This is a genomic window from Serratia sp. CY56464, assembly GCF_052168435.1.
Taxonomy (GTDB): Bacteria; Pseudomonadota; Gammaproteobacteria; order Enterobacterales; family Enterobacteriaceae; genus Serratia; species Serratia marcescens.
Map to the genome: position 1 here is coordinate 290,855 of NZ_JBJNMV010000002.1, position 18,068 is coordinate 308,922.

At 64.0% G+C, this 18,068-nt stretch carries 18 protein-coding genes; 14 read left to right on the forward strand and 4 right to left on the reverse strand.

What is annotated here, in order from left to right:
* Positions 1 to 66: 66 nt before the first annotated feature.
* The 5 genes from hpaI to hpaC all read left to right on the forward strand — a co-directional run bounded on the left by hpaI (position 67) and on the right by hpaC (position 5,439).
* Positions 67 to 861: a 4-hydroxy-2-oxoheptanedioate aldolase gene (gene hpaI / locus ACJ8KE_RS15005; RefSeq protein ID WP_074055321.1), complete on the forward strand. Its 795-nt coding sequence runs from the start codon at positions 67 to 69 to the stop codon at positions 859 to 861.
* A 3-nt stretch (positions 862 to 864) separates the two neighbouring features.
* Positions 865 to 2,235 carry a 4-hydroxyphenylacetate permease gene (gene hpaX / locus ACJ8KE_RS15010; protein ID WP_016929187.1) on the forward strand — a complete coding sequence of 457 codons (1,371 nt, stop codon included), beginning with the start codon at positions 865 to 867 and terminating at the stop codon, positions 2,233 to 2,235.
* Between the two features lie 34 nt (positions 2,236 to 2,269).
* Positions 2,270 to 3,166: a 4-hydroxyphenylacetate catabolism regulatory protein HpaA gene (gene hpaA, locus ACJ8KE_RS15015; protein ID WP_004933161.1), complete on the forward strand. Its 897-nt coding sequence runs from the start codon at positions 2,270 to 2,272 to the stop codon at positions 3,164 to 3,166.
* 178 nt (positions 3,167 to 3,344) lie between these two features.
* Positions 3,345 to 4,907 carry a 4-hydroxyphenylacetate 3-monooxygenase, oxygenase component gene (gene hpaB, locus ACJ8KE_RS15020; RefSeq protein WP_004933158.1) on the forward strand — a complete coding sequence of 521 codons (1,563 nt, stop codon included), beginning with the start codon at positions 3,345 to 3,347 and terminating at the stop codon, positions 4,905 to 4,907.
* 16 nt (positions 4,908 to 4,923) lie between these two features.
* Positions 4,924 to 5,439, forward strand: coding sequence for a 4-hydroxyphenylacetate 3-monooxygenase, reductase component (hpaC, locus tag ACJ8KE_RS15025; RefSeq protein WP_016929186.1), 516 nt, complete (start codon positions 4,924 to 4,926; stop codon positions 5,437 to 5,439).
* 33 nt (positions 5,440 to 5,472) lie between these two features.
* On the opposite strand, the gene ampH is transcribed toward hpaC, so the two are convergent.
* Positions 5,473 to 6,615, reverse strand: coding sequence for a D-alanyl-D-alanine-carboxypeptidase/endopeptidase AmpH (gene ampH, locus ACJ8KE_RS15030; protein ID WP_015376541.1), 1,143 nt, complete (start codon positions 6,613 to 6,615; stop codon positions 5,473 to 5,475).
* A gap of 126 nt (positions 6,616 to 6,741) precedes the next feature.
* Positions 6,742 to 7,500 (reverse strand): FadR/GntR family transcriptional regulator, encoded by a 759-nt coding sequence (locus tag ACJ8KE_RS15035; protein ID WP_004933150.1) that lies wholly within the window; start codon positions 7,498 to 7,500, stop codon positions 6,742 to 6,744.
* 235 nt (positions 7,501 to 7,735) lie between these two features.
* On the opposite strand from ACJ8KE_RS15035, the gene ACJ8KE_RS15040 reads away from it, so the two are divergent.
* The 7 genes from ACJ8KE_RS15040 to fucP are packed head-to-tail and all read left to right on the forward strand — an operon-like array spanning position 7,736 to position 13,897.
* Positions 7,736 to 8,476, forward strand: coding sequence for an SDR family oxidoreductase (locus ACJ8KE_RS15040; protein WP_097102809.1), 741 nt, complete (start codon positions 7,736 to 7,738; stop codon positions 8,474 to 8,476).
* Between the two features lie 25 nt (positions 8,477 to 8,501).
* Entirely contained in the window at positions 8,502 to 9,347 is an 846-nt protein-coding gene (locus ACJ8KE_RS15045; protein WP_028127877.1) for a fumarylacetoacetate hydrolase family protein, read from the forward strand.
* A 14-nt stretch (positions 9,348 to 9,361) separates the two neighbouring features.
* Positions 9,362 to 10,639, forward strand: coding sequence for an L-fuconate dehydratase (locus tag ACJ8KE_RS15050; RefSeq protein ID WP_079451097.1), 1,278 nt, complete (start codon positions 9,362 to 9,364; stop codon positions 10,637 to 10,639).
* A 14-nt stretch (positions 10,640 to 10,653) separates the two neighbouring features.
* Positions 10,654 to 11,517 (forward strand): amidohydrolase family protein, encoded by an 864-nt coding sequence (locus tag ACJ8KE_RS15055; RefSeq protein WP_097102807.1) that lies wholly within the window; start codon positions 10,654 to 10,656, stop codon positions 11,515 to 11,517.
* On the forward strand, positions 11,495 to 12,271 hold the full coding sequence (locus ACJ8KE_RS15060) for an SDR family oxidoreductase (RefSeq protein WP_097102805.1): 777 nt from the start codon (positions 11,495 to 11,497) through the stop codon (positions 12,269 to 12,271). The genes ACJ8KE_RS15055 and ACJ8KE_RS15060 overlap by 23 nt, the downstream gene beginning before the upstream one ends.
* Positions 12,268 to 12,627, forward strand: coding sequence for an L-rhamnose mutarotase (locus ACJ8KE_RS15065; RefSeq protein WP_015376547.1), 360 nt, complete (start codon positions 12,268 to 12,270; stop codon positions 12,625 to 12,627). The genes ACJ8KE_RS15060 and ACJ8KE_RS15065 overlap by 4 nt, the downstream gene beginning before the upstream one ends.
* A 40-nt stretch (positions 12,628 to 12,667) precedes the next feature.
* Positions 12,668 to 13,897, forward strand: coding sequence for an L-fucose:H+ symporter permease (gene fucP, locus ACJ8KE_RS15070; RefSeq protein WP_097102803.1), 1,230 nt, complete (start codon positions 12,668 to 12,670; stop codon positions 13,895 to 13,897).
* Position 13,898: 1 nt separating this feature from the next.
* Here fucP and ACJ8KE_RS15075 read toward each other — a convergent pair whose 3' ends face one another.
* A complete protein-coding gene (locus tag ACJ8KE_RS15075) occupies positions 13,899 to 15,101 on the reverse strand; it encodes an MFS transporter (RefSeq protein ID WP_442517299.1) in 1,203 nt (400 codons plus the stop codon).
* A gap of 108 nt (positions 15,102 to 15,209) precedes the next feature.
* Here ACJ8KE_RS15075 and ACJ8KE_RS15080 point away from each other — a divergent pair, with 108 nt between their 5' ends.
* A complete protein-coding gene (locus ACJ8KE_RS15080; protein ID WP_097102799.1) occupies positions 15,210 to 16,121 on the forward strand; it encodes a LysR family transcriptional regulator in 912 nt (303 codons plus the stop codon).
* Between the two features lie 10 nt (positions 16,122 to 16,131).
* Here ACJ8KE_RS15080 and ACJ8KE_RS15085 read toward each other — a convergent pair whose 3' ends face one another.
* The gene (locus tag ACJ8KE_RS15085) at positions 16,132 to 17,328 is read right to left on the reverse strand and encodes an MFS transporter (RefSeq protein ID WP_097102797.1); all 1,197 of its coding nucleotides are present in this window, start codon (positions 17,326 to 17,328) and stop codon (positions 16,132 to 16,134) included.
* Between the two features lie 136 nt (positions 17,329 to 17,464).
* Between ACJ8KE_RS15085 and ACJ8KE_RS15090 the strand changes: the two genes are divergently transcribed.
* Positions 17,465 to 18,061: a TetR/AcrR family transcriptional regulator gene (locus ACJ8KE_RS15090; protein WP_016929176.1), complete on the forward strand. Its 597-nt coding sequence runs from the start codon at positions 17,465 to 17,467 to the stop codon at positions 18,059 to 18,061.
* Positions 18,062 to 18,068: the final 7 nt, after the last annotated feature.

Genomic DNA, 18,068 nt, shown 5'->3' on the forward strand with positions numbered 1-18,068 from the left:
CGGCGAACCGGGCCGCAATAACCGGGCGGGGGCCACGCGGCGCACCCGCTTGTCAGGGAGAATGCGATGTTAACCAACCACTTCAAGCGAGCGCTGCAGGAAAAACGCCCGCAGATCGGGCTGTGGCTCGGCCTGTGCAGCAGCTACAGCGCCGAGCTGCTGGCCGGCGCCGGTTTCGACTGGCTGCTGATCGACGGCGAACATGCGCCCAACAACGTGCAAACGGTGCTGGGGCAGCTGCAGGCGGTCGCGCCTTACCCGAGCCAGCCGGTGGTGCGGCCGCCGTGGAACGACGCGGTGATCATCAAGCAGCTGCTGGACGTCGGCGCGCAAACCTTATTGATCCCGATGATTCAAAACGCCGAACAGGCGCGCGACGCGGTGCGCGCCACGCGCTATCCGCCGCACGGCGTGCGCGGCGTCGGCAGCGCTCTGGCGCGCGCCTCGCGCTGGAACCGGGTGCCCGATTACCTGCAGCAGGCCGATGAGCAGATGTGCGTGCTGGTGCAGATTGAAACCCGCGAAGCGGTGAAAAACCTCGATGCCATTTTGCAGGTGGAAGGGGTGGACGGCGTGTTTATCGGCCCGGCGGATCTCAGCGCCGACATGGGCTTTGCCGGCAATCCGCAGCACCCGGAGGTGCAGCGCACCATCGACGACGCGATTGCCCGCATCCGCGCCGCCGGCAAGGCTCCGGGCATTTTGATGGCCAACAAGGCGCTGGCGCAGCGCTATCTGGAAGCCGGTGCGCTGTTCGTTGCGGTAGGGGTGGACACCACTCTGCTGGCGCGGGCTGCGGAAGCCCTGGCGAACGAGTTCAAACAGGGCGGGGCGCAAGCGCCTTCATCGGGAGTCTACTGAACCATGAACCACGTCGATTCGCTGCCGCCGGCCAACCCGGCGCAGCAACATAAAGCGTTAACCGCCGCCGAGCAATCGGTGATTAAAAAGTTGTTTCGGCGCCTGATCATTTTCCTGTTCGTGTTGTTTGTTTTCTCTTTCCTCGATCGTATCAACATCGGCTTCGCCGGGCTGACGATGGGCAAAGATCTCGGCCTCAGCTCGACCATGTTCGGGCTGGCGGCGACGTTGTTCTATGTCACCTACGTGATCTTTGGCATTCCGAGCAACATGATGCTGAGCCGGGTCGGCGCGCGGCGCTGGATCGCCACCATCATGGTGCTGTGGGGCATCGCTTCCACCTGCACCATGTTCGCCACCGGGCCGACCAGCCTGTACGTGCTGCGCATGATCGTCGGCATCACCGAGGCCGGCTTCCTGCCGGGCATTCTGGTGTACCTCACCTACTGGTTCCCGGCGTTCTACCGCGCCCGCGCCAACGCCTTGTTCATGATCGCCATGCCGGTGACCATGGCGATCGGTTCGCTGGTCTCCGGCTATATTCTGGCGCTGGATGGGGTGATGAACCTGAAGGGCTGGCAGTGGCTGTTCCTGCTGGAAGGCATTCCGTCTGTGCTGCTGGGCGTGGTGGTGTGGTTCTATCTCGATGACACGCCGGCCAAAGCCAAGTGGCTGACCGACGAGGAAAAAACCAGCCTGAAGGCGATGATGGAGGCCGACAAGCTGCAGCTGGTGCAGCCCAACGGGCCGAGCAGCCACCGCGCGCTGCAGCAGCGCAGCCTGTGGCGCGAGATCTGCACGCCGATTGTGCTGATGTACACGCTGGCCTATTTCTGCCTGACCAACACCCTGAGCGCGATCAACATCTGGACGCCGCAGATCCTGCAGAGCTTTAACCAGGGCAGCAGCAACGTGACGATCGGCATCCTGGCAGCGATCCCGCAGATCTGCACCATCGCCGGCATGGTGTGGTGGAGCAAACGATCCGACAGGCTGCAGGAGCGCAAGCATCACACCGCGTTGCCGTACCTGTTCGCCGCCGCCGGCTGGCTATTGGCGTCCGCCACCGATCACAGCCTGATCCAGCTGCTGGGGATCGTGATGGCGTCGGTCGGTTCCTTTACCGCCATGGCGATCTTCTGGACCACGCCGGATCAGTCGATCAGCCTGGAAGCGCGAGCGGTGGGGATCGCCGTGATCAACGCCACCGGCAACATCGGATCGGCGCTCAGCCCGCTGCTGATCGGCTGGTTCAAGGATCTGACCGGCAGCTTCAACTCCGGGCTGTATTTCGTCTCGGCGCTGTTGATCGTTGGCGCCGTGCTGGTGTGGCGCATCCCGATGAAGGATTCGCGCCCGAGAGCGACGCCTTGATACGCAGATAGGCAGGATTGCAGGAGGTCATGAGGTGCGGAAAAGTACCGGCTTTATCGCCAACATCGATATTTGCAAAGAGTATGACGCGCGCTACGCCGCCGACGAGGTGCACTACGAAACCTTCGCCGGGCTGGCGGCATTCTTCGGCCGCGACATGCAGGTGCACTGGCACGACTGCTTCTTCCAGGTGCATTTCCTGGAGACCGGCAAGATAGAGCTGCAGCTCGACGATCAGCACTATTCGGTGCAAGCGCCGCTGTTCATCCTCACGCCGCCGTCGGTGCCGCATGCGTTCTTCACCGAACCGGACAGCGACGGCCACGTGCTGACGGTGCGCCAGGAGCTGATTTGGCCGCTGCTGGAGCGCCTGTACCCCGGCAGCAACCTGGCGCTGGACATGCCGGGCATCTGCCTGTCGCTGGCCGATGCGCCGCAGGAACTGACGGCGCTCAGCCACTACTGGGCGCTGATCCGCCGCGAGTTCGCGCAGAACCTGGCCGGGCGAGAACAGACGTTGGCGCTGTTGGCGCAGGCGGTGTTCACGCTGCTGCTGCGCAACACCGCGCTGGAAGACAGCGCCAACAGCGGCGTGCGCGGCGAACTGCAGCTGTTCCAGCGCTTCAACAAGATGGTGGACGAGCGTTTTCGCGAGCACCTGCCGGTGCCGGAGTATGCGCAGGCGTTGGGGGTGACTGAATCGCGGCTCAACGATCTGTGTCGGCGCTTCGCCAACCGGCCGCCCAAACGGCTGATCTTCGATCGGCTGCTGCGCGAGGCCAAGCGCATGCTGCTGTTCAGCGCCTGCACGGTGCATGAAACCGCCTACAGCCTCGGCTTCAAGGATCCGGCCTATTTCGCCCGTTTTTTCAATCGGCTGGAAGGCTGTTCCCCCTCGACCTACCGCGCGGCGCAACACGCCCTTTCGTAACCGCGATCACAGTTTGCCGCGAAAGCGGCAAACTGACCTGAAAAGTACCGGCGATTGCCGCAAAAGTCTCTTCTCGAAACCGGCTTTGGCAGCTTCAATTAAGCAACCAAAAGAAAACATTATTTTAACAAATGGCCGACTCCACGGCCTGAAAAATGCCGATGACGAGGAAGACCCGATGAAACCAGAAGACTTTCGTGCCGACAGCAAACGCCCATTCACCGGCGCCGAATACCTGAAAAGTTTGCAGGACAGCCGCGAAATCTACATTTACGGCGAGCGCGTGAAAGACGTCACCACCCACCCGGCGTTCCGCAACGCGGCGGCGTCTGTCGGCCAGCTGTACGACGCGCTGCACGATCCGGCCAGCCAGGATCGCCTGTGCTGGAATACCGACACCGGCAACGGCGGCTATACCCACAAATTCTTCCGCTACGCCCGCAGCCCGGAAGAGATGCGTCAGCAGCGTGACGCCATCGCCGACTGGTCGCGTCAAAGCTACGGCTGGATGGGGCGCACGCCGGATTATAAAGCGGCCTTCGGCTGCGCGCTGGGCGCTTATCCGGAGTTCTACGGTCAATTCGCCGATAACGCGCGCCACTGGTACAAACGCATTCAGGAAACCGGGCTCTATTTCAACCACGCCATCGTCAACCCGCCGATCGATCGCCATAAGCCGGTCAACGAGGTGAAGGACGTCTACATTCAGGTGGAGAAAGAGACCGACGCCGGCATCATCGTCAGCGGCGCCAAAGTGGTGGCCACCAACTCGGCGTTGACCCACTACAACTTCATCGGCTTCGGTTCAGCGCAGGTGATGGGCGATAACCCGGACTTTGCGCTGATGTTCGTGGCGCCGATGGACGCCGAAGGGGTGAAGCTGATTTCACGCGCCTCCTACGAGCTGGTGGCCGGCGCGACCGGTTCGCCGTTCGACTACCCGCTGACCAGCCGCTTCGACGAGAACGACGCGATCCTGATCATGGATCATGTGCTGATCCCGTGGGAAAACGTGCTGATCTACCGCGATTTCGACCGCTGTCGCCGCTGGAGCACCCAGGGCGGTTTCGCCCGGCTGTTCCCGCTGCAGGCCTGCGTGCGCCTGGCTGTGAAGATGGACTTCATCACCGCGCTGCTGCAAAAGAGCCTCTCGTGCACCGGCGTGCTGGAGTTCCGCGGCGTGCAGGCCGATCTGGGTGAAGTGGTGGCCTGGCGCAACCTGTTCTGGTCGCTGAGCGACGCAATGTGCGCCGAAGCCACGCAATGGGAAAACGGCGCTTACCTGCCGGATTCCGCCGCGCTGCAAACCTACCGCGTGATGGCGCCGATGGCCTACACCAAGGTGAAACACATCATCGAGAAGAACGTCACCAGCGGCTTGATCTACCTGCCGTCCAGCGTGCGCGACATGAACAACCCGGAGATCGACAAGTACCTGGCGCGCTACGTGCGCGGATCGGACGGCATGGATCACGTCGAGCGCATCAAGATCCTCAAACTGATGTGGGATGCGATCGGCAGCGAGTTCGGCGGGCGCCACGAGCTGTATGAGATCAACTACGCCGGCAGCCAGGATGAGATCCGCCTGCAGTGCCTGCGCCACGCGCAGGGATCCGGCAACATGGATCGCATGATGCAGATGGTCGACAAGTGCCTGGCCGATTACGATCAGCACGGCTGGAAGGTGCCGCACCTGCGTAACAATGACGATATTAATCAGTTGGATAATCTGCTGAAGTAATTCAGGAGGAGGTTGTATGTCTCAGGAAAATGAACAGCGGCTGCGCTTTCGCGACGCGATGGCCAGCCTGTCGGCGGCGGTGAATATCGTCACCACCGACGGCCCGGCGGGGCGCTGCGGCATCACCGCCACGGCGGTATGTTCGGTGACCGATACGCCGCCGACGCTGCTGGTGTGCATCAACCGCAACAGCGCGATGAACCCGGTGTTTCAGGAAAACCGCAGGCTGTGCGTCAACGTGCTCAACCATGAGCAGGAGCTGATGGCGCGCCACTTCGCCGGCATGACCGGCGTCAGCATGGAAGATCGTTTCCGGCTGGAAGAGTGGCAGCTCGGCGCGCTGGGGCAGCCGGTGCTGCGCAATACCCTGGCCAGCCTGGAAGGGGAGATCGAGCAGATCCAGAGCATCGGCACCCACCAGATGTATCTGGTGCAGATCAAGCAGATCGCGCTGAGCGAAGCCGGCAACGGCCTGATCTACTTCAAGCGCAACTTCCATCCGGTGATCCATCAGATGGCGGTGCCGGCCTGAGGCGTTGGGGCGCAGCAGGCTGCGCCCCGCATATCAGCTCTTGTTGGCTGCCAGATCGCTCACCAGGCGGTTGACCGGATCGCTCATGTTGGTGAACTTGCTCAGCTCCGAGCGGGTCACCACCACGAACACCCCGACGTTTTTTGCCGGGATCATCGCCATGTAGGTAATGAATCCGCCGCCGCCGCCGGTCTTCTGAATGATGCCCGGCAGCCCGTCCTTCGGCGCCATATACACCCAGCCCAATCCCAATGCATCCGCTTGCCCCGGCACGTCCATGCCCTTCAGCGACACCAGATCGTGGCGCTGGAAGTACATGGTTTGCTCGCTGGCGGCGGTGGCTTTGCGCGGGCCGCTGGCGCTGGAGGAGAGGAACTGCTGCATCCAGCGCTGCATGTCGCGCGGGGTGGAGTAGACGCCGCCGCTGCCGGCCGCGGCGGTGGTGTCGCGGCAGGCGCTTGGGCCGGCCGCCGCCACCATCAGGCGCGAACATTGTTCAGGGCTCGGCGTCAGCGTGGTGTCGACCATGCCGAGCGGCGCGGTGATTTTCTCTTTCAGCAGCGCGCTGTAAGGCTTGCCCGCGGCGCGCGACAGCGCGTCGGCCAGCAGATCGTACGCCAGGTTGGAATAAGCGGCGCGCACGCCCGGCGGCACCGTGACGTTGGCATGCGCCAGCCACTGCCAGCGCTGGGCCTTGGTCGGCCAGGTGAACACCGGCGTTTTCGGCGGCTTCTTGCCCGGCTGCTCGCGCGGCAGCGCGCTGGTGTGGGTCGCCAGGTTCAATAACGTGATCGGCTGGCCGGCGTTGTAAGACGGCACATAGGCGCCCTTGGGGGCGTACTTGCGCAGCGGATCGGTCAGCTTGACCTGACCTGCCGCCGCCATTTTCACCATCACTTCGCTGGTCATCAGCTTGGTGATCGAGGCGATGCGGATCAGCGAATCCGGGCGCGGGCGCAGGTTATTGCCGGGCTTGGTGTCGCCGAAGCTGCGGTTAACCACCTGATTGCCGTCGATCACCACCAGCGCCATGCCGGTGGCGCCGCTGTTGTAGAAAATATGTTCGGCATACTGGTCGACGATTTGCGAAGCCAGCTGCGGGGGCGCGGCCTGCACGGCCAGCGGCGCGGCGCACAGGCCCAGCGCCAGCAATAAAGCGGAGACAGAGTTCTTCAACGGTCGTTATCCATTTAACAATGCAGCGGGAAAGGGCGTAATCCATCGCCCAGTGTAATGTGCCCACCCCCCCGCTGCATGTAGAAAAAAGAGCGGTGGCGATAAAATTTTTTCACCGCCGGCGGCTTACTGCGCGCGGGCGAAAATGGCGATCACTTCATCCAGGTGCGCCTTCATCGCTTTGCGGGCGCCGCGCACATCGCGCGCTTCGATCGCCGCCAGGATCGCCCGGTGTTCCAGCTCGGAACGGTGCGGCATGTCGTCCGGCGTATAGTGGCGCTGCAGCACGCGGAACATGCTGCCGTAGCGGTGGCCGAGCAGATGGCCGATGATGAACGCGTAAGCCGGATTGCCGCTGGCCTGGGCGATGCGGATGTGGAACAGTCGATCGCCGGGGTGGGTGGCGGAGCCGGCGCGGTTATCGCGGCAGTTCTGCTCATAGGCGGCGCGGATGCCCGCCAGCTCCTCGTCGGTGGCGTGGCGCGCGGCCAGCGCAGCGGTCTCCGGTTCAATCAGCAGGCGGGTTTGCAGCAGTGAAAACGGCGGCAGCTCGGCGTTGAAATCCAGCTCGATATTCAGTTCGTCGTCGATCTCCGCCCACTGGTTGCGGCCGGCCTGGGCCATCACCGACTCCTGCGACGCCGCCGGCGGCGTTTGCGAACGCACGATCACCCCGTTGCCCACCTTGACGTCCACCAGGCCGATCACTTCCAACGCGATCAGCGCCTCGCGCACCGACGCGCGGCTGACCTGCAACTGCTGGGCGAGATCGCGCTCCGAAGGCAGGCGGCTGCCAGGCGGAAATTCGTTATTCTCGATAAGACGTTTGAGCTGGTCGGCTATCTGTCTGTAAATCCTTGGGTTTTCCAGTCGGGTAATCGGCATTTTTGACCTTTGACGATTCGGCGTTCAGTGATTTGGCGCACAATTATGCGACAAGGCGCTTGAGTAATCGTTATTCAAGTGTAAAAAAATGGTTAATTGAAATGTGGTTTCAAGGCTGTTTTATTAACTTCTTCCCCCAACGATAACGCGTAAAGCGTCTTTTGTCATGTTAGAGGCCTGACCTTTAATCGCCCTTAGTGGCCTGACCATTAGACCTTTAGGCCGAGGAGTCAAGATGGATTTAACCGGGAAACGCGTACTGATCACCGCCGCCGGGCAAGGGATCGGATTCACTACCGCCAGGCTGTTCGCCGCCGCCGGCGCCGACGTGATCGCCAGCGACATCAACCTTGAGCGCCTGCAGGGCTGCGCCGGGATCCGCGCGCTGACGCTGAACGTCACCGATCCGGCCGCCATCGCGGCGGCGGCGGAAGCGATCGGCCCGATCGACGTGTTGTTCAACTGCGCCGGCGTAGTGCACAGCGGATCGATCCTCGATTGCAGCGAAGATCAGTGGGCGTTCGCGCTCGATCTCAACGTGACCGCGATGTTCCGCATGATCCGCGCCTTCCTGCCGGGCATGTTGGCGCGCGGCAAAGGCTCGATCATCAACATGTCTTCGGTGGCCTCGAGCGTGAAAGGGGTGCCGAACCGCTTCGCCTACAGCGCCAGCAAGGCGGCGGTGATCGGCCTGACGCGCTCGGTGGCGGCGGATTACGTCACCCAGGGCATCCGTTGCAACGCCATTTGCCCTGGCACGGTGGAATCGCCGTCACTGCGCCAGCGCATCGCCGAGCAGGCGCGCGAACAGGGGCGCAGCGAGCAAGAGGTGTATCAGGCGTTCGTCGCCCGCCAGCCGATCGGGCGCATCGGCACCACCGAGGAAATCGCCCAATTGGCGCTGTATCTGGCCTCCGACGCCAGTTCGTACACCACCGGCACGGTGCAGATCATCGACGGCGGCTGGAGCAACTGATCCGCCATTTTTGAGAGAGGAACGCATGAAACTTTTACGTTATGGGCAACCTGGGCAAGAGCGCCCCGGCATGTTGGATGCACAGGGCCGCCTGCGCGATCTGTCGCAGCATATCGCCGACGTGGGCGGCGCCGCGTTATCGCCGGCGTCGCTCGCCAAACTGCGTGCGCTGGACAGCGCCGCATTGCCGCTGGTCGAGGGGCAGCCGCGCCTCGGCGCCTGCGTCGGCGGCATCGGCAAGTTCATCTGCATCGGCCTGAACTACGCCGATCACGCGGCGGAAACCGGCGCGGCCATTCCTGAAGAACCGGTGGTGTTCAACAAATGGACCAGCGCGGTGGTCGGCCCCTACGACCGGGTGGAGATCCCGCGCGGCTCGCAGAAAACCGACTGGGAAGTGGAGCTGGGCGTGGTGATCGGCCTGGGCGGGCGCTACATCAGCGAAGCGGATGCGATGCGCCACGTCGCCGGTTATTGCGTGATCAACGACGTCTCAGAACGCGAATATCAAATTGAGCGCGGCGGCACCTGGGACAAGGGCAAAGGCTGCGACACCTTCGGGCCGATCGGGCCCTGGCTGGTGACCGCCGACGAGATCGCCGATCCGCACAGCCTGAATTTGTGGCTGGAGGTGGACGGCAAGCGCTATCAGGACGGCAACACCAGCACCATGATCTTCCGCATTCCGCAGATCGTCAGCTACCTCAGCCGCTTTATGAGCCTGCAGCCGGGCGACGTGATCTCCACCGGCACGCCGCCGGGCGTCGGCATGGGGCAGAAACCGCAGCCCATCTACCTGCGGGCGGGCCAGACGATGCGTCTGGGCATTGAAGGGCTGGGCGAACAGCGCCAGCAAACCGTACAGGCTTAACCGGGAGCGCCGCCATGACCATCATTACCGCACTGCGGGTTGAAGACATTCGTTTCCCCACCTCGCTGGGGCTGGACGGATCCGACGCCATGAATCCGGATCCCGACTATTCCGCCGCCTACGTGATCCTGGAGACCGATCGCGCGGATCTCAGTGGCCACGGACTGACGTTCACCATCGGCCGCGGCAACGAGATCTGCTGCGCGGCGATCCGCGCGCTGGAGCATCAGATCGTCGGTGAGCGGCTGGAGACGATCGCCGCCGACATGGGCGCCTTCTGGCGGCGCTTCACCAGCGACAGCCAGCTGCGTTGGATCGGGCCGGACAAAGGCGCCATTCACCTGGCGACCGGCGCGGTGGTCAACGCGGTGTGGGATCTGTGGGCCAAATCGGTCGGCAAACCGGTGTGGCGGCTGGTGGCAGAGATGACGCCGGAGGAGCTGGTGCGCTGCATCGACTTCCGTTACATCACCGACTGCATCACGCCGCAGGAAGCGCTGGCGCTACTGAAACAGCGGGCCGAGGGCAAAGAACGGCGCCTGGAGCGGCTGCTGCAGGAAGGTTACCCCTGCTACACCACTTCGGCAGGTTGGCTGGGGTATCCGGACGACAAGCTGCGCCGCCTGTGCCAGGAAGCGGTCGACGCCGGTTTCTCCTACCTGAAACTGAAGGTCGGGCGCGATCTGGAAGACGACATTCGCCGGGTGCGCATCGCCCGTGAGGTGATCGGCCCGGATCGCCGGCTGATGATCGACGCCAACCAGGTGTGGGAGGTGGACGAAGCCATTCCGTGGGTGAAACATCTGGCGTTCGCCAAACCCTGGTTTATCGAAGAGCCGACCAGCCCGGACGACGTCGAAGGGCATCGCCGCATCCGCGAAGGGGTGGCGCCGGTCAAGGTGGCTACCGGCGAGATGTGCCAGAACCGCATCATGTTCAAACAGTTCATCATGCGCGGTGCGGTGGACGTGGTGCAGATCGACGCCTGCCGTCTCGGCGGCGTCAACGAAGTGCTGGCGGTGATGCTGATGGCGGCCAAATACCAGCTGCCGGTCTGCCCGCACGCCGGCGGCGTCGGGCTGTGCGAATACGTGCAGCACCTGTCGATGATCGACTACCTGTGCATCGCCGGCACCCACGAAGGCCGGGTGATCGAGTACGTCGATCATTTGCATGAACACTTTGTCGATCCCTGCGTGATCAACGGCGCGGCCTACATGCCGCCGAGCCGGCCCGGTTACTCGATCGAGATGCATCCGTCGTCGATCGAGCAATACCGGTTCCGCGGGTGAAGCGGGAGGTTCGCATGCCGCGCATCGACGCTCACCAGCACTACTGGCGCTACCACCCGCAGCATTACCCGTGGATCGACGAGCGGATGCGCGTGCTGCGGCAGGATTTCGATCCGCCCCGGCTGCGGCCGCTGTTGCAGGAACACGGTTTCGACGGCGCGCTGGCGGTGCAGGCGCGCCCCAGCGAGGAAGAGACGCTGGCCTTGCTGGCGCTGGCTGAACGGAGCGAAGGCGTATGCGGCGTGGTGGGCTGGTTGGATATCGCCGCGCCGCAGCTGGCGCAGCGTCTGGAGGCCCTGAGGCCGCGCGCTGCGCTGCGCGGGGTGCGTCATCAGGTGCAGGACGAAGCGGATCCGGCGGCCTGGTTGGCGCGGCCGGAGGTGGAACGTGGCATGCAAACGCTGCAGCGCGCCGGGTATGTGTACGAGATCCTGGTGACGCATCGGCATCTGGCGGCCGTGGCGTCGTTCGCCGCCCGCCATGACGAGCACTGGCTGGTGCTGGATCACCTCGGCAAGCCGGACATCGCGCGCGGCGCGCGGCACTGGGCGCAGCAAATCCGGCCGCTGGCGGCGCTGCCGCACGTGGCCTGCAAGCTTTCGGGCCTGATCACCGAGGCGCCGGGCGGCCGGTGGCGGGCGGAGGAACTGCTGCCGTTCTTCGACGCCGCGCTGGAGGCGTTCGGCCCGCAGCGGCTGATGTTCGGCTCCGACTGGCCGGTGTGCCTGCTGGCCGGCGACTACCGCCAGGTGGTGCAACTGTGCGAACGGGCGCTGTCGACGCTGGGGGCTGCCGAGCAGGCGGCGATTTGGGGCGACACCGCCTGGCGAATTTACGGTTTAACGGAGTCTGGTTATGGATCTGTATCTGCAAGATAAGGTGGTGCTGGTCACCGGCGGCGGTGCCGGCATCGGCGCGGCGATTTCTCATGTGCTGGCTGAAGAGGGGGCGATCCCGGTGCTGGTCACCAACGCCGCGCCGGAGGCGGCGCTGCTGGCCGATTTGCAGCGGCTGCAGCCGCACACCGAGGTGATCCTCACCGAATTGTGCGATGAGGCGGCCTGCCGCCGCGCGGTCAGCCAGACGCTGGCGACCTTCGGCCGCGTCGACGGGCTGGTGAATAACGCCGGGGTCAATGACGGCGTCGGGCTGGAGGCGGGGCGTGAAGCGTTCGTCGGTTCGCTGGAAAAGAACCTGGTGCACTACTACCTGATGGCGCACCTGTGCCAGGCGGCGCTGCGGGAGAGCCGGGGCGCTATCGTCAACATCGCCTCCAAGACCGCGCTCAGCGGCCAGGGCGGCACCAGCGGCTACACCGCCGCCAAGGGCGCGGTGCTGGCGCTGACGCGCGAATGGGCGGTATCGCTGCGCCATGACGGGGTACGGGTGAACGCGGTGGTGCCGGCGGAGGTGATCACCCCGCAGTACCAGCGCTGGCTCAACACCTTCGCCGAGCCGCAGCGGCAGATGGAGAAAATTACCGCGCGCATTCCGCTCGGGCAGCGCATGACTACGCCGCAGGAGATCGCCGATACCGTGGCGTTTCTGCTGTCGTCGCGGTCATCGCATACCACCGGGCAGTGGCTGTCGGTGGACGGCGGCTACCTGCATCTCGATCGGGCGCTGACGTGAGCGGCGCGGCGGCAGGGCGGCGCCGTTTCTGCCAGGCGCTCGATCTGATTGACTCACCGGCGCTGATTGCGGAGTACCAGCAGCATCATCAGCGCATTTGGCCGGGCATCGCCGCGCATTTGCGCGAGCACGGCATTCTGGACATGGAAATTTACCGGTTGGGCACCCGGCTGTTCATGATCGTGGAGGTCAGCGCCGATTTCGACGCCGCGCGCTTTGACGCCGCCAGCCTGAACAACCCCGAAGTACAGCGATGGGAAGCGCTGATGTGGCACTACCAGGCCGCCACCCCCTGGACGCCGCAGGGCGAAAAATGGGTGGAAATGGCGCGGATTTTCTCTCTGCAACAGCAATAACGCCAACATCATCATCGCCAGACGATACGAGGGTATCACCATGCTTGCTGAAAAAAGTGCGGCCTCCGCGCAGCCGGGCGTCCCCGTGACCGCCAATCTGCGCTGGGCCTTTATCCTGGTCACCAGCCTGTTCTTCATGTGGGGGCTGTCCTATGGCCTGCTGGACGTATTGAACAAACATTTTCAGGAGACGTTGCACGTCACCAAGGCGCAGTCGGGGCTGCTGCAGGCGGCCTACTTCGGCGCCTACTTCCTGGTGGCGCTGCCCGCCGGGTACTTTATGGATCGCAAGGGCTATAAGGCGGGCATTCTGGTCGGGCTGTGCCTGTACGCGCTGGGGGCGTTGCTGTTCGTGCCGGCGGCGTCGGCCAACAGCTTCGGCGTATTCCTGTTCGCGCTGTTCGTCATCGCCAGCGGCCTGGGGTGCCTGGAAACGGCGGCCAACCCGTACGCCACGGTGCTGGGCGACGCGCAGGGCGCCGAACGGCGGCTCAACCTGGCGCAGTCGTTCAACGGCCTCGGGCAGTTTATCGGCCCGCTGATCGGCGGCACGCTGTTCTTCTCCGCCAGTCAGTCCGCCGGCGATGGCGATCAGAGCGCTGTGAAGATGACCTATGTGGCGATCGCCGCGCTGGTGCTGCTGATCGCGCTGTTGTTCAGCCGCACCCGGCTGCCGGCGATCCGCGAAGAGGAAAAGCCGGTGCACGGCGTGATAGCGCAGGGATTGTGGCAGCATCCGCATTTCGTCGGCGGGGTTATCACACAGTTCTTCTACGTGGCGGCGCAGGTGGGCGTCGGGGCGTTCTTCATCAACTACGCCACCGAGCACTGGCGCGAGGTGTCTAACCAGAGCGCCTCTTACCTGCTGTCGATCGCCATGATCTGCTTTATGGTCGGGCGCTTCTTCAGCACCTGGCTGATGGGGCGAGTCAAACCGGCGACGCTGCTGGCGGTCTATGCGCTGATCAACATCGCGCTGTGCGGCGTGGTGATGCTGAGCGTCGACGGCGTATCGGTGGTGGCGCTGATCGCGGTGTTCTTCTTTATGTCGATCATGTTCCCGACCATTTTTGCCCTGGGGGTGAAAAATCTGGGCAAGCACACCAAGCGTGCCAGCTCGTTCATGATCATGGCGATCGTCGGCGGCGCCATCATGCCGTACTTTATGGGGGCGCTGGCCGACCGTTACAGCACCGCGCTCTCTTATCTGCTGCCGCTGCTGTGCTTCGCGGTGGTGCTGGTTTACGGCCTGCGGCAGCGCCGCGCCTGATTCACCCCGGCGGCGAATCGGCTTTCGCCGCCGTTTTCGGCATCTGCCGCCGGGTCCCCATCAGGATGGCCAACGCCAGCAGCAGCACCAGGCCGGACAGCGCGCCGTTTATCGTCAGGCCGCCGGCATCCACCACCAGCCCACCCACCAGCGAACCGCAGGAAATCGCCAGGTTAAACAGCGCGATATACAGTGAAGAGGCGACCTCGACCGCATCGGGCGCCGCCTTGAGCATCCACGCCATCAACGCAACGGAAACGCCGCCGTAGGCGATGCCCCACAGCAGGAGGAAGGCGCCGCCGCTCAGCGGCGCGTGGCCCAGCAGCGGCAGCAGCAGGACGGCGAGCGCCAGCCCGAGGGCGATCAGCGCCAGGGTGCGGCGCAGTCGTTTGGCGGCGGCCTGGCCGGCGATAAAATTCCCGACGAGGCCGGCGATGCCGTAGGCGAACAGCAGCGGCCCCACCCAGCGGCTCTCGATGCCGGAGACCGTCTGCAGCAGCGGGCGGACAAAGGTGTAAGCCATAAAGTGGCCGGCGACCAGCAGAAACGTCAGCAGCAGCCCGGTCAGCAGCCGGCGATTCGCGCGTTGCGCGGTGAACGACCGCCAGCCGATCGCCTGCGTGACCGGCAGCGGCGGCAGCACGCACACCAGCAGGAGCAGGGTCAGCGCCGCCAGAACGGCGACCGCCAGAAACGCCATGCGCCAGCCCAGCGCTTCGCCGAGGAATACCCCGAGCGGCACGCCGAACACCGAGGCCGCCGCTACGCCGCCGAAGATGATGGACAGCGCCAATCCGACGGAGGCCGGCGGCACCAGGCGTTCCGCCAGCCCGCCGGCGATGGCCCAGATACCGCCGATGCAAAAGCCCAGCAGGATGCGCGCGGCGAACAGCAGCGCCAGGGAGGTGGCGGCGGCGGCCAGCAGGTTGGCGGCGATCAGCAGCAGCAGAAAGCCCACCAACAGGCTGCGGCGATCCGTGCGCCGGGCGCCCAGCACCACCAGCGGGGCGAACAGCGCGGCGAACAGGGCCGGCAGGGAAATCAGCAGCCCGGCACGGCCTGTCGATGCGTTCAAGGTGCTGACGATCGGAGTCAGCAGCCCGACGGGCAGCATTTCTGCGGTGACGACGGTAAAGGTGGACAGGCCGATGGCGAAGGTCGCCAGCCAAGACTTTGCGCCGCCGCCGGCGTGTAAGGCACTCATAAGGATCCTCCCAACAGATGAATAACCTCAGTGTATCCGCGCCAAAATGGCTGATAAACTGGCCTGATTGCGCAACATTGGGGACAAATCGTGGCTAATTTACCGTCTATGCCGTTGGATAACCTGACCGACCTGCTGGTATTCATTCGCGTCGCCGACGCTTGCAGCTTCACGCTGGCGGCCGAGAGGCTGGGCATCTCCCGATCGGCGGCGGGAAAATGCGTGAACCGATTGGAGGCGCAATTGGCGACCCGGCTGCTGCAGCGCACCACGCGCAGCGTCAGCCTGACCGAAGACGGCGCGGTGTTTTACGAGTATGCGCAGCGCATCCTGTCACAGGCCGAAGAGGCGGAAACGGCGCTCAATACGCGGCGGCAAACCCCGCGCGGGCGGCTGCGGCTGGATCTGCCGGTCTCGCTGGGGCGGTTGCACATTTTGCCGATTTTGCGGGAGTTTTTGGCACAGTGGCCGGAGGTGGACGCCGACGTCAGCTTTTCCGACGATTACAGCGATTTGGTGCGCGACGGCATCGACGTGGCGATCCGCGTCGGCGGCAGCGACGACAGCCGACTGGTGCGGCGGGTGCTCGCGCCGCATCGCCTGATCACCTGCGCGGCGCCGGACTATCTGGCGCGGCACGGCGCGCCTGCGAAACCGGAGGCGTTGGGCGATCACGAGACGCTGGTCTTCAGTCATCAGGGGCTGTCGGCGCCCTGGCGCTATTTGGTCAACGGCCAACTGCACGAACAGCCGGTGCGCGGCCGGATGCGTTTCAACAACGTCGAGGCCTTGCGGGATGCGGCCGTCGCCGGGGCCGGTCTGTGTCAGGTGGGGGCGTTTCTGGTCGGCGAGCAGATTGCGGCCGGCACGCTGGTGCCGGTGCTGGAACGCTATTGTCGCCCTGGGCCGCCGATCTGCGCCGTCTATCCCAGCCGGCGCCATCTCTCCCCCAAGGTGAAACTGTTCCTGGCGGCGATCGAACGGCGCTGGCAGGGCAAGGCGATTTGGGAAAGCGCCTAGCGCGGGCGATTCACGCCGCTTTCAAGGCCAGCGTTCGCCGCATTAGGCGATAGCCGCCGGCCGCCACCAGCAGTACGACCAGGCCGGCCGTGAGTGTAACGCCAAAGCCGGCCGTTATCCCCGCAGCGTCGATCGCCAGGCCCGCCAGGGCTGCGCCGAACGCTACGCCTATCCCCAGGCCGGTGACCATCCAGGTCAATCCTTCCGTCAGCCGGGAGGGCGGCACGATGTTTTCAACCAGCCCCATGGCAACGATCATGGTCGGCGCAAAAAACAATCCGGCGACAAACATCGCCGCCGCCAGCGTTAAGACATTGTGCACCCACAGCAGCGACAAGGTGGTGAAAGCGGTGGCGAACGCCGCGTATAAGAACAGACGAGGCAAGGGGACGGGGATTTTCATTGCGCCGAAAATCAGCCCGGCCAGGCAGGAGCCGAACGCGTAAACCGACAGTACGATGCTGGCGGCGGCCGGCTGCCCTTGCTGCTCGGCGAAGGCCACGCTGATGACGTCCACGGTGCCGACGATGGTGCCGAGGGCGATCAGCGCCAGCACCAGGATCTGCATCGACGGCATGGTCAGGATGGCGCGCTGCCGCTGGTTATTGTGGGCGTAAACCGGGGGCTGGGTGCTTTTTTGCGCGGCGAATGCCGCAACGCCCGCCACCAGAAGTATGGCGGCTACCAGAGGGCCGGCCTCTGGGAAGAGTGAAACGCTAAGCCCCACGGCGATCGGTGGGCCGACGATAAAGGCCACCTCGTCCAATACGGACTCGAATGAAAATGCCGTGTGCAGCTGTGGCGTGCCGCGATAAATTTCGCTCCAGCGGGCCCTGACCATCGCGGAGATGCTGGGCATGCCGCCCGCGAGCGCGGCGAAGACAAACAGAGTCCAGTCCGGTGCCCGATAGTGGGTGCAGAGCAACAGCAGCAGCAGGGCGATCGCGCTGATCCCGGTGGCATACGGCAACACGCGGCTTTGGCCGTGACGATCCGCCGCGCGCGCGATTTGCGGCGCAAGCAGCGCCATGGAAAAGGCGAACGTCGCTGCCACCGCGCCCGCCAGCCAATAAGAGCCGCGTACCTGCGAGAGCATGGTAATGATGCCGATGCCGGTCATCGAGACCGGCAGGCGCGCGATTAGCCCGGCAGAGGAAAACGCCTTGCTGCCCGGGGCGTTGAACAGTTTGAAATAAGGATTTGCCATGGAAAGGGCTCCGGAATGTTGGCGGCTCGGTATTCGCTCAATGTCCATCATTGACATACGCCACGTATGTTACGTTAATTGACATACATGGCGTATGTCAATTATAACGTCATCAATAATGAGGCGGAGTGGACCCATGGCACGTAAAGCGCGCACCGAAATGATTGAAGAAACCCGACAAAAGCTGGTGGCAGCGGCCCGCCGGCAGTTTGGCAGCGTGGGGTATGCCGAGACGGTGATGGATGATCTCACCGCCCAGGCCGGCCTGACGCGCGGCGCGCTCTATCACCATTTTGGCGATAAAAAGGGGCTGTTCCTGGCGGTGGTGCAGGCGATAGACGCGGAGATGGATGCGCATCTGGCTGACATAACCGCGAGTACTGCGGATGACTGGGAGGCTTTTGCGGCGCGTTGCCGCGGTTATCTGATCATGATGACGGAGCCGCAAGCGCAACGCATTCTGTTGCGTGATTCACCTTCGGTGCTGGGAGCTGAATATCTGCGGGCCAGCAAGCTGGCGTGCATCAGCTGGATGACGGGCGCATTGCAGGCCTTGATGGCGCAGCGGCGCATCGCCGTCGCCGAGCCGGAATCGCTGGCGCATTTAATCAACGGCGGCCTGATGGATGCCGCGCTGTGGGTCGCCCATCATCCGGAAAAAGATGTGGGGCTGGAACAAGCCTTGGTCAGTTTGAACCTGTTGCTGAACGGGCTGCGTTCCACCGCCGTATAGCCGTATA

What these genes read in the sequence shown, in the direction of transcription:
- hpaI (WP_074055321.1), top strand. Translation starts at nt 67, where the DNA reads ATGTTAACCAACCACTTCAAGCGAGCGCTGCAGGAAAAACGCCCGCAG.
- hpaX (WP_016929187.1), top strand. Translation starts at nt 865, where the DNA reads ATGAACCACGTCGATTCGCTGCCGCCGGCCAACCCGGCGCAGCAACAT.
- hpaB (WP_004933158.1), top strand. Translation starts at nt 3,345, where the DNA reads ATGAAACCAGAAGACTTTCGTGCCGACAGCAAACGCCCATTCACCGGC.
- hpaC (WP_016929186.1), top strand. Translation starts at nt 4,924, where the DNA reads ATGTCTCAGGAAAATGAACAGCGGCTGCGCTTTCGCGACGCGATGGCC.
- ACJ8KE_RS15035 (WP_004933150.1), bottom strand. Translation starts at nt 7,500, where the DNA reads ATGCCGATTACCCGACTGGAAAACCCAAGGATTTACAGACAGATAGCC.
- ACJ8KE_RS15040 (WP_097102809.1), top strand. Translation starts at nt 7,736, where the DNA reads ATGGATTTAACCGGGAAACGCGTACTGATCACCGCCGCCGGGCAAGGG.
- ACJ8KE_RS15045 (WP_028127877.1), top strand. Translation starts at nt 8,502, where the DNA reads ATGAAACTTTTACGTTATGGGCAACCTGGGCAAGAGCGCCCCGGCATG.
- ACJ8KE_RS15050 (WP_079451097.1), top strand. Translation starts at nt 9,362, where the DNA reads ATGACCATCATTACCGCACTGCGGGTTGAAGACATTCGTTTCCCCACC.
- ACJ8KE_RS15055 (WP_097102807.1), top strand. Translation starts at nt 10,654, where the DNA reads ATGCCGCGCATCGACGCTCACCAGCACTACTGGCGCTACCACCCGCAG.
- ACJ8KE_RS15060 (WP_097102805.1), top strand. Translation starts at nt 11,495, where the DNA reads ATGGATCTGTATCTGCAAGATAAGGTGGTGCTGGTCACCGGCGGCGGT.
- fucP (WP_097102803.1), top strand. Translation starts at nt 12,668, where the DNA reads ATGCTTGCTGAAAAAAGTGCGGCCTCCGCGCAGCCGGGCGTCCCCGTG.
- ACJ8KE_RS15075 (WP_442517299.1), bottom strand. Translation starts at nt 15,101, where the DNA reads ATGAGTGCCTTACACGCCGGCGGCGGCGCAAAGTCTTGGCTGGCGACC.
- ACJ8KE_RS15080 (WP_097102799.1), top strand. Translation starts at nt 15,210, where the DNA reads ATGCCGTTGGATAACCTGACCGACCTGCTGGTATTCATTCGCGTCGCC.
- ACJ8KE_RS15085 (WP_097102797.1), bottom strand. Translation starts at nt 17,328, where the DNA reads ATGGCAAATCCTTATTTCAAACTGTTCAACGCCCCGGGCAGCAAGGCG.
- ACJ8KE_RS15090 (WP_016929176.1), top strand. Translation starts at nt 17,465, where the DNA reads ATGGCACGTAAAGCGCGCACCGAAATGATTGAAGAAACCCGACAAAAG.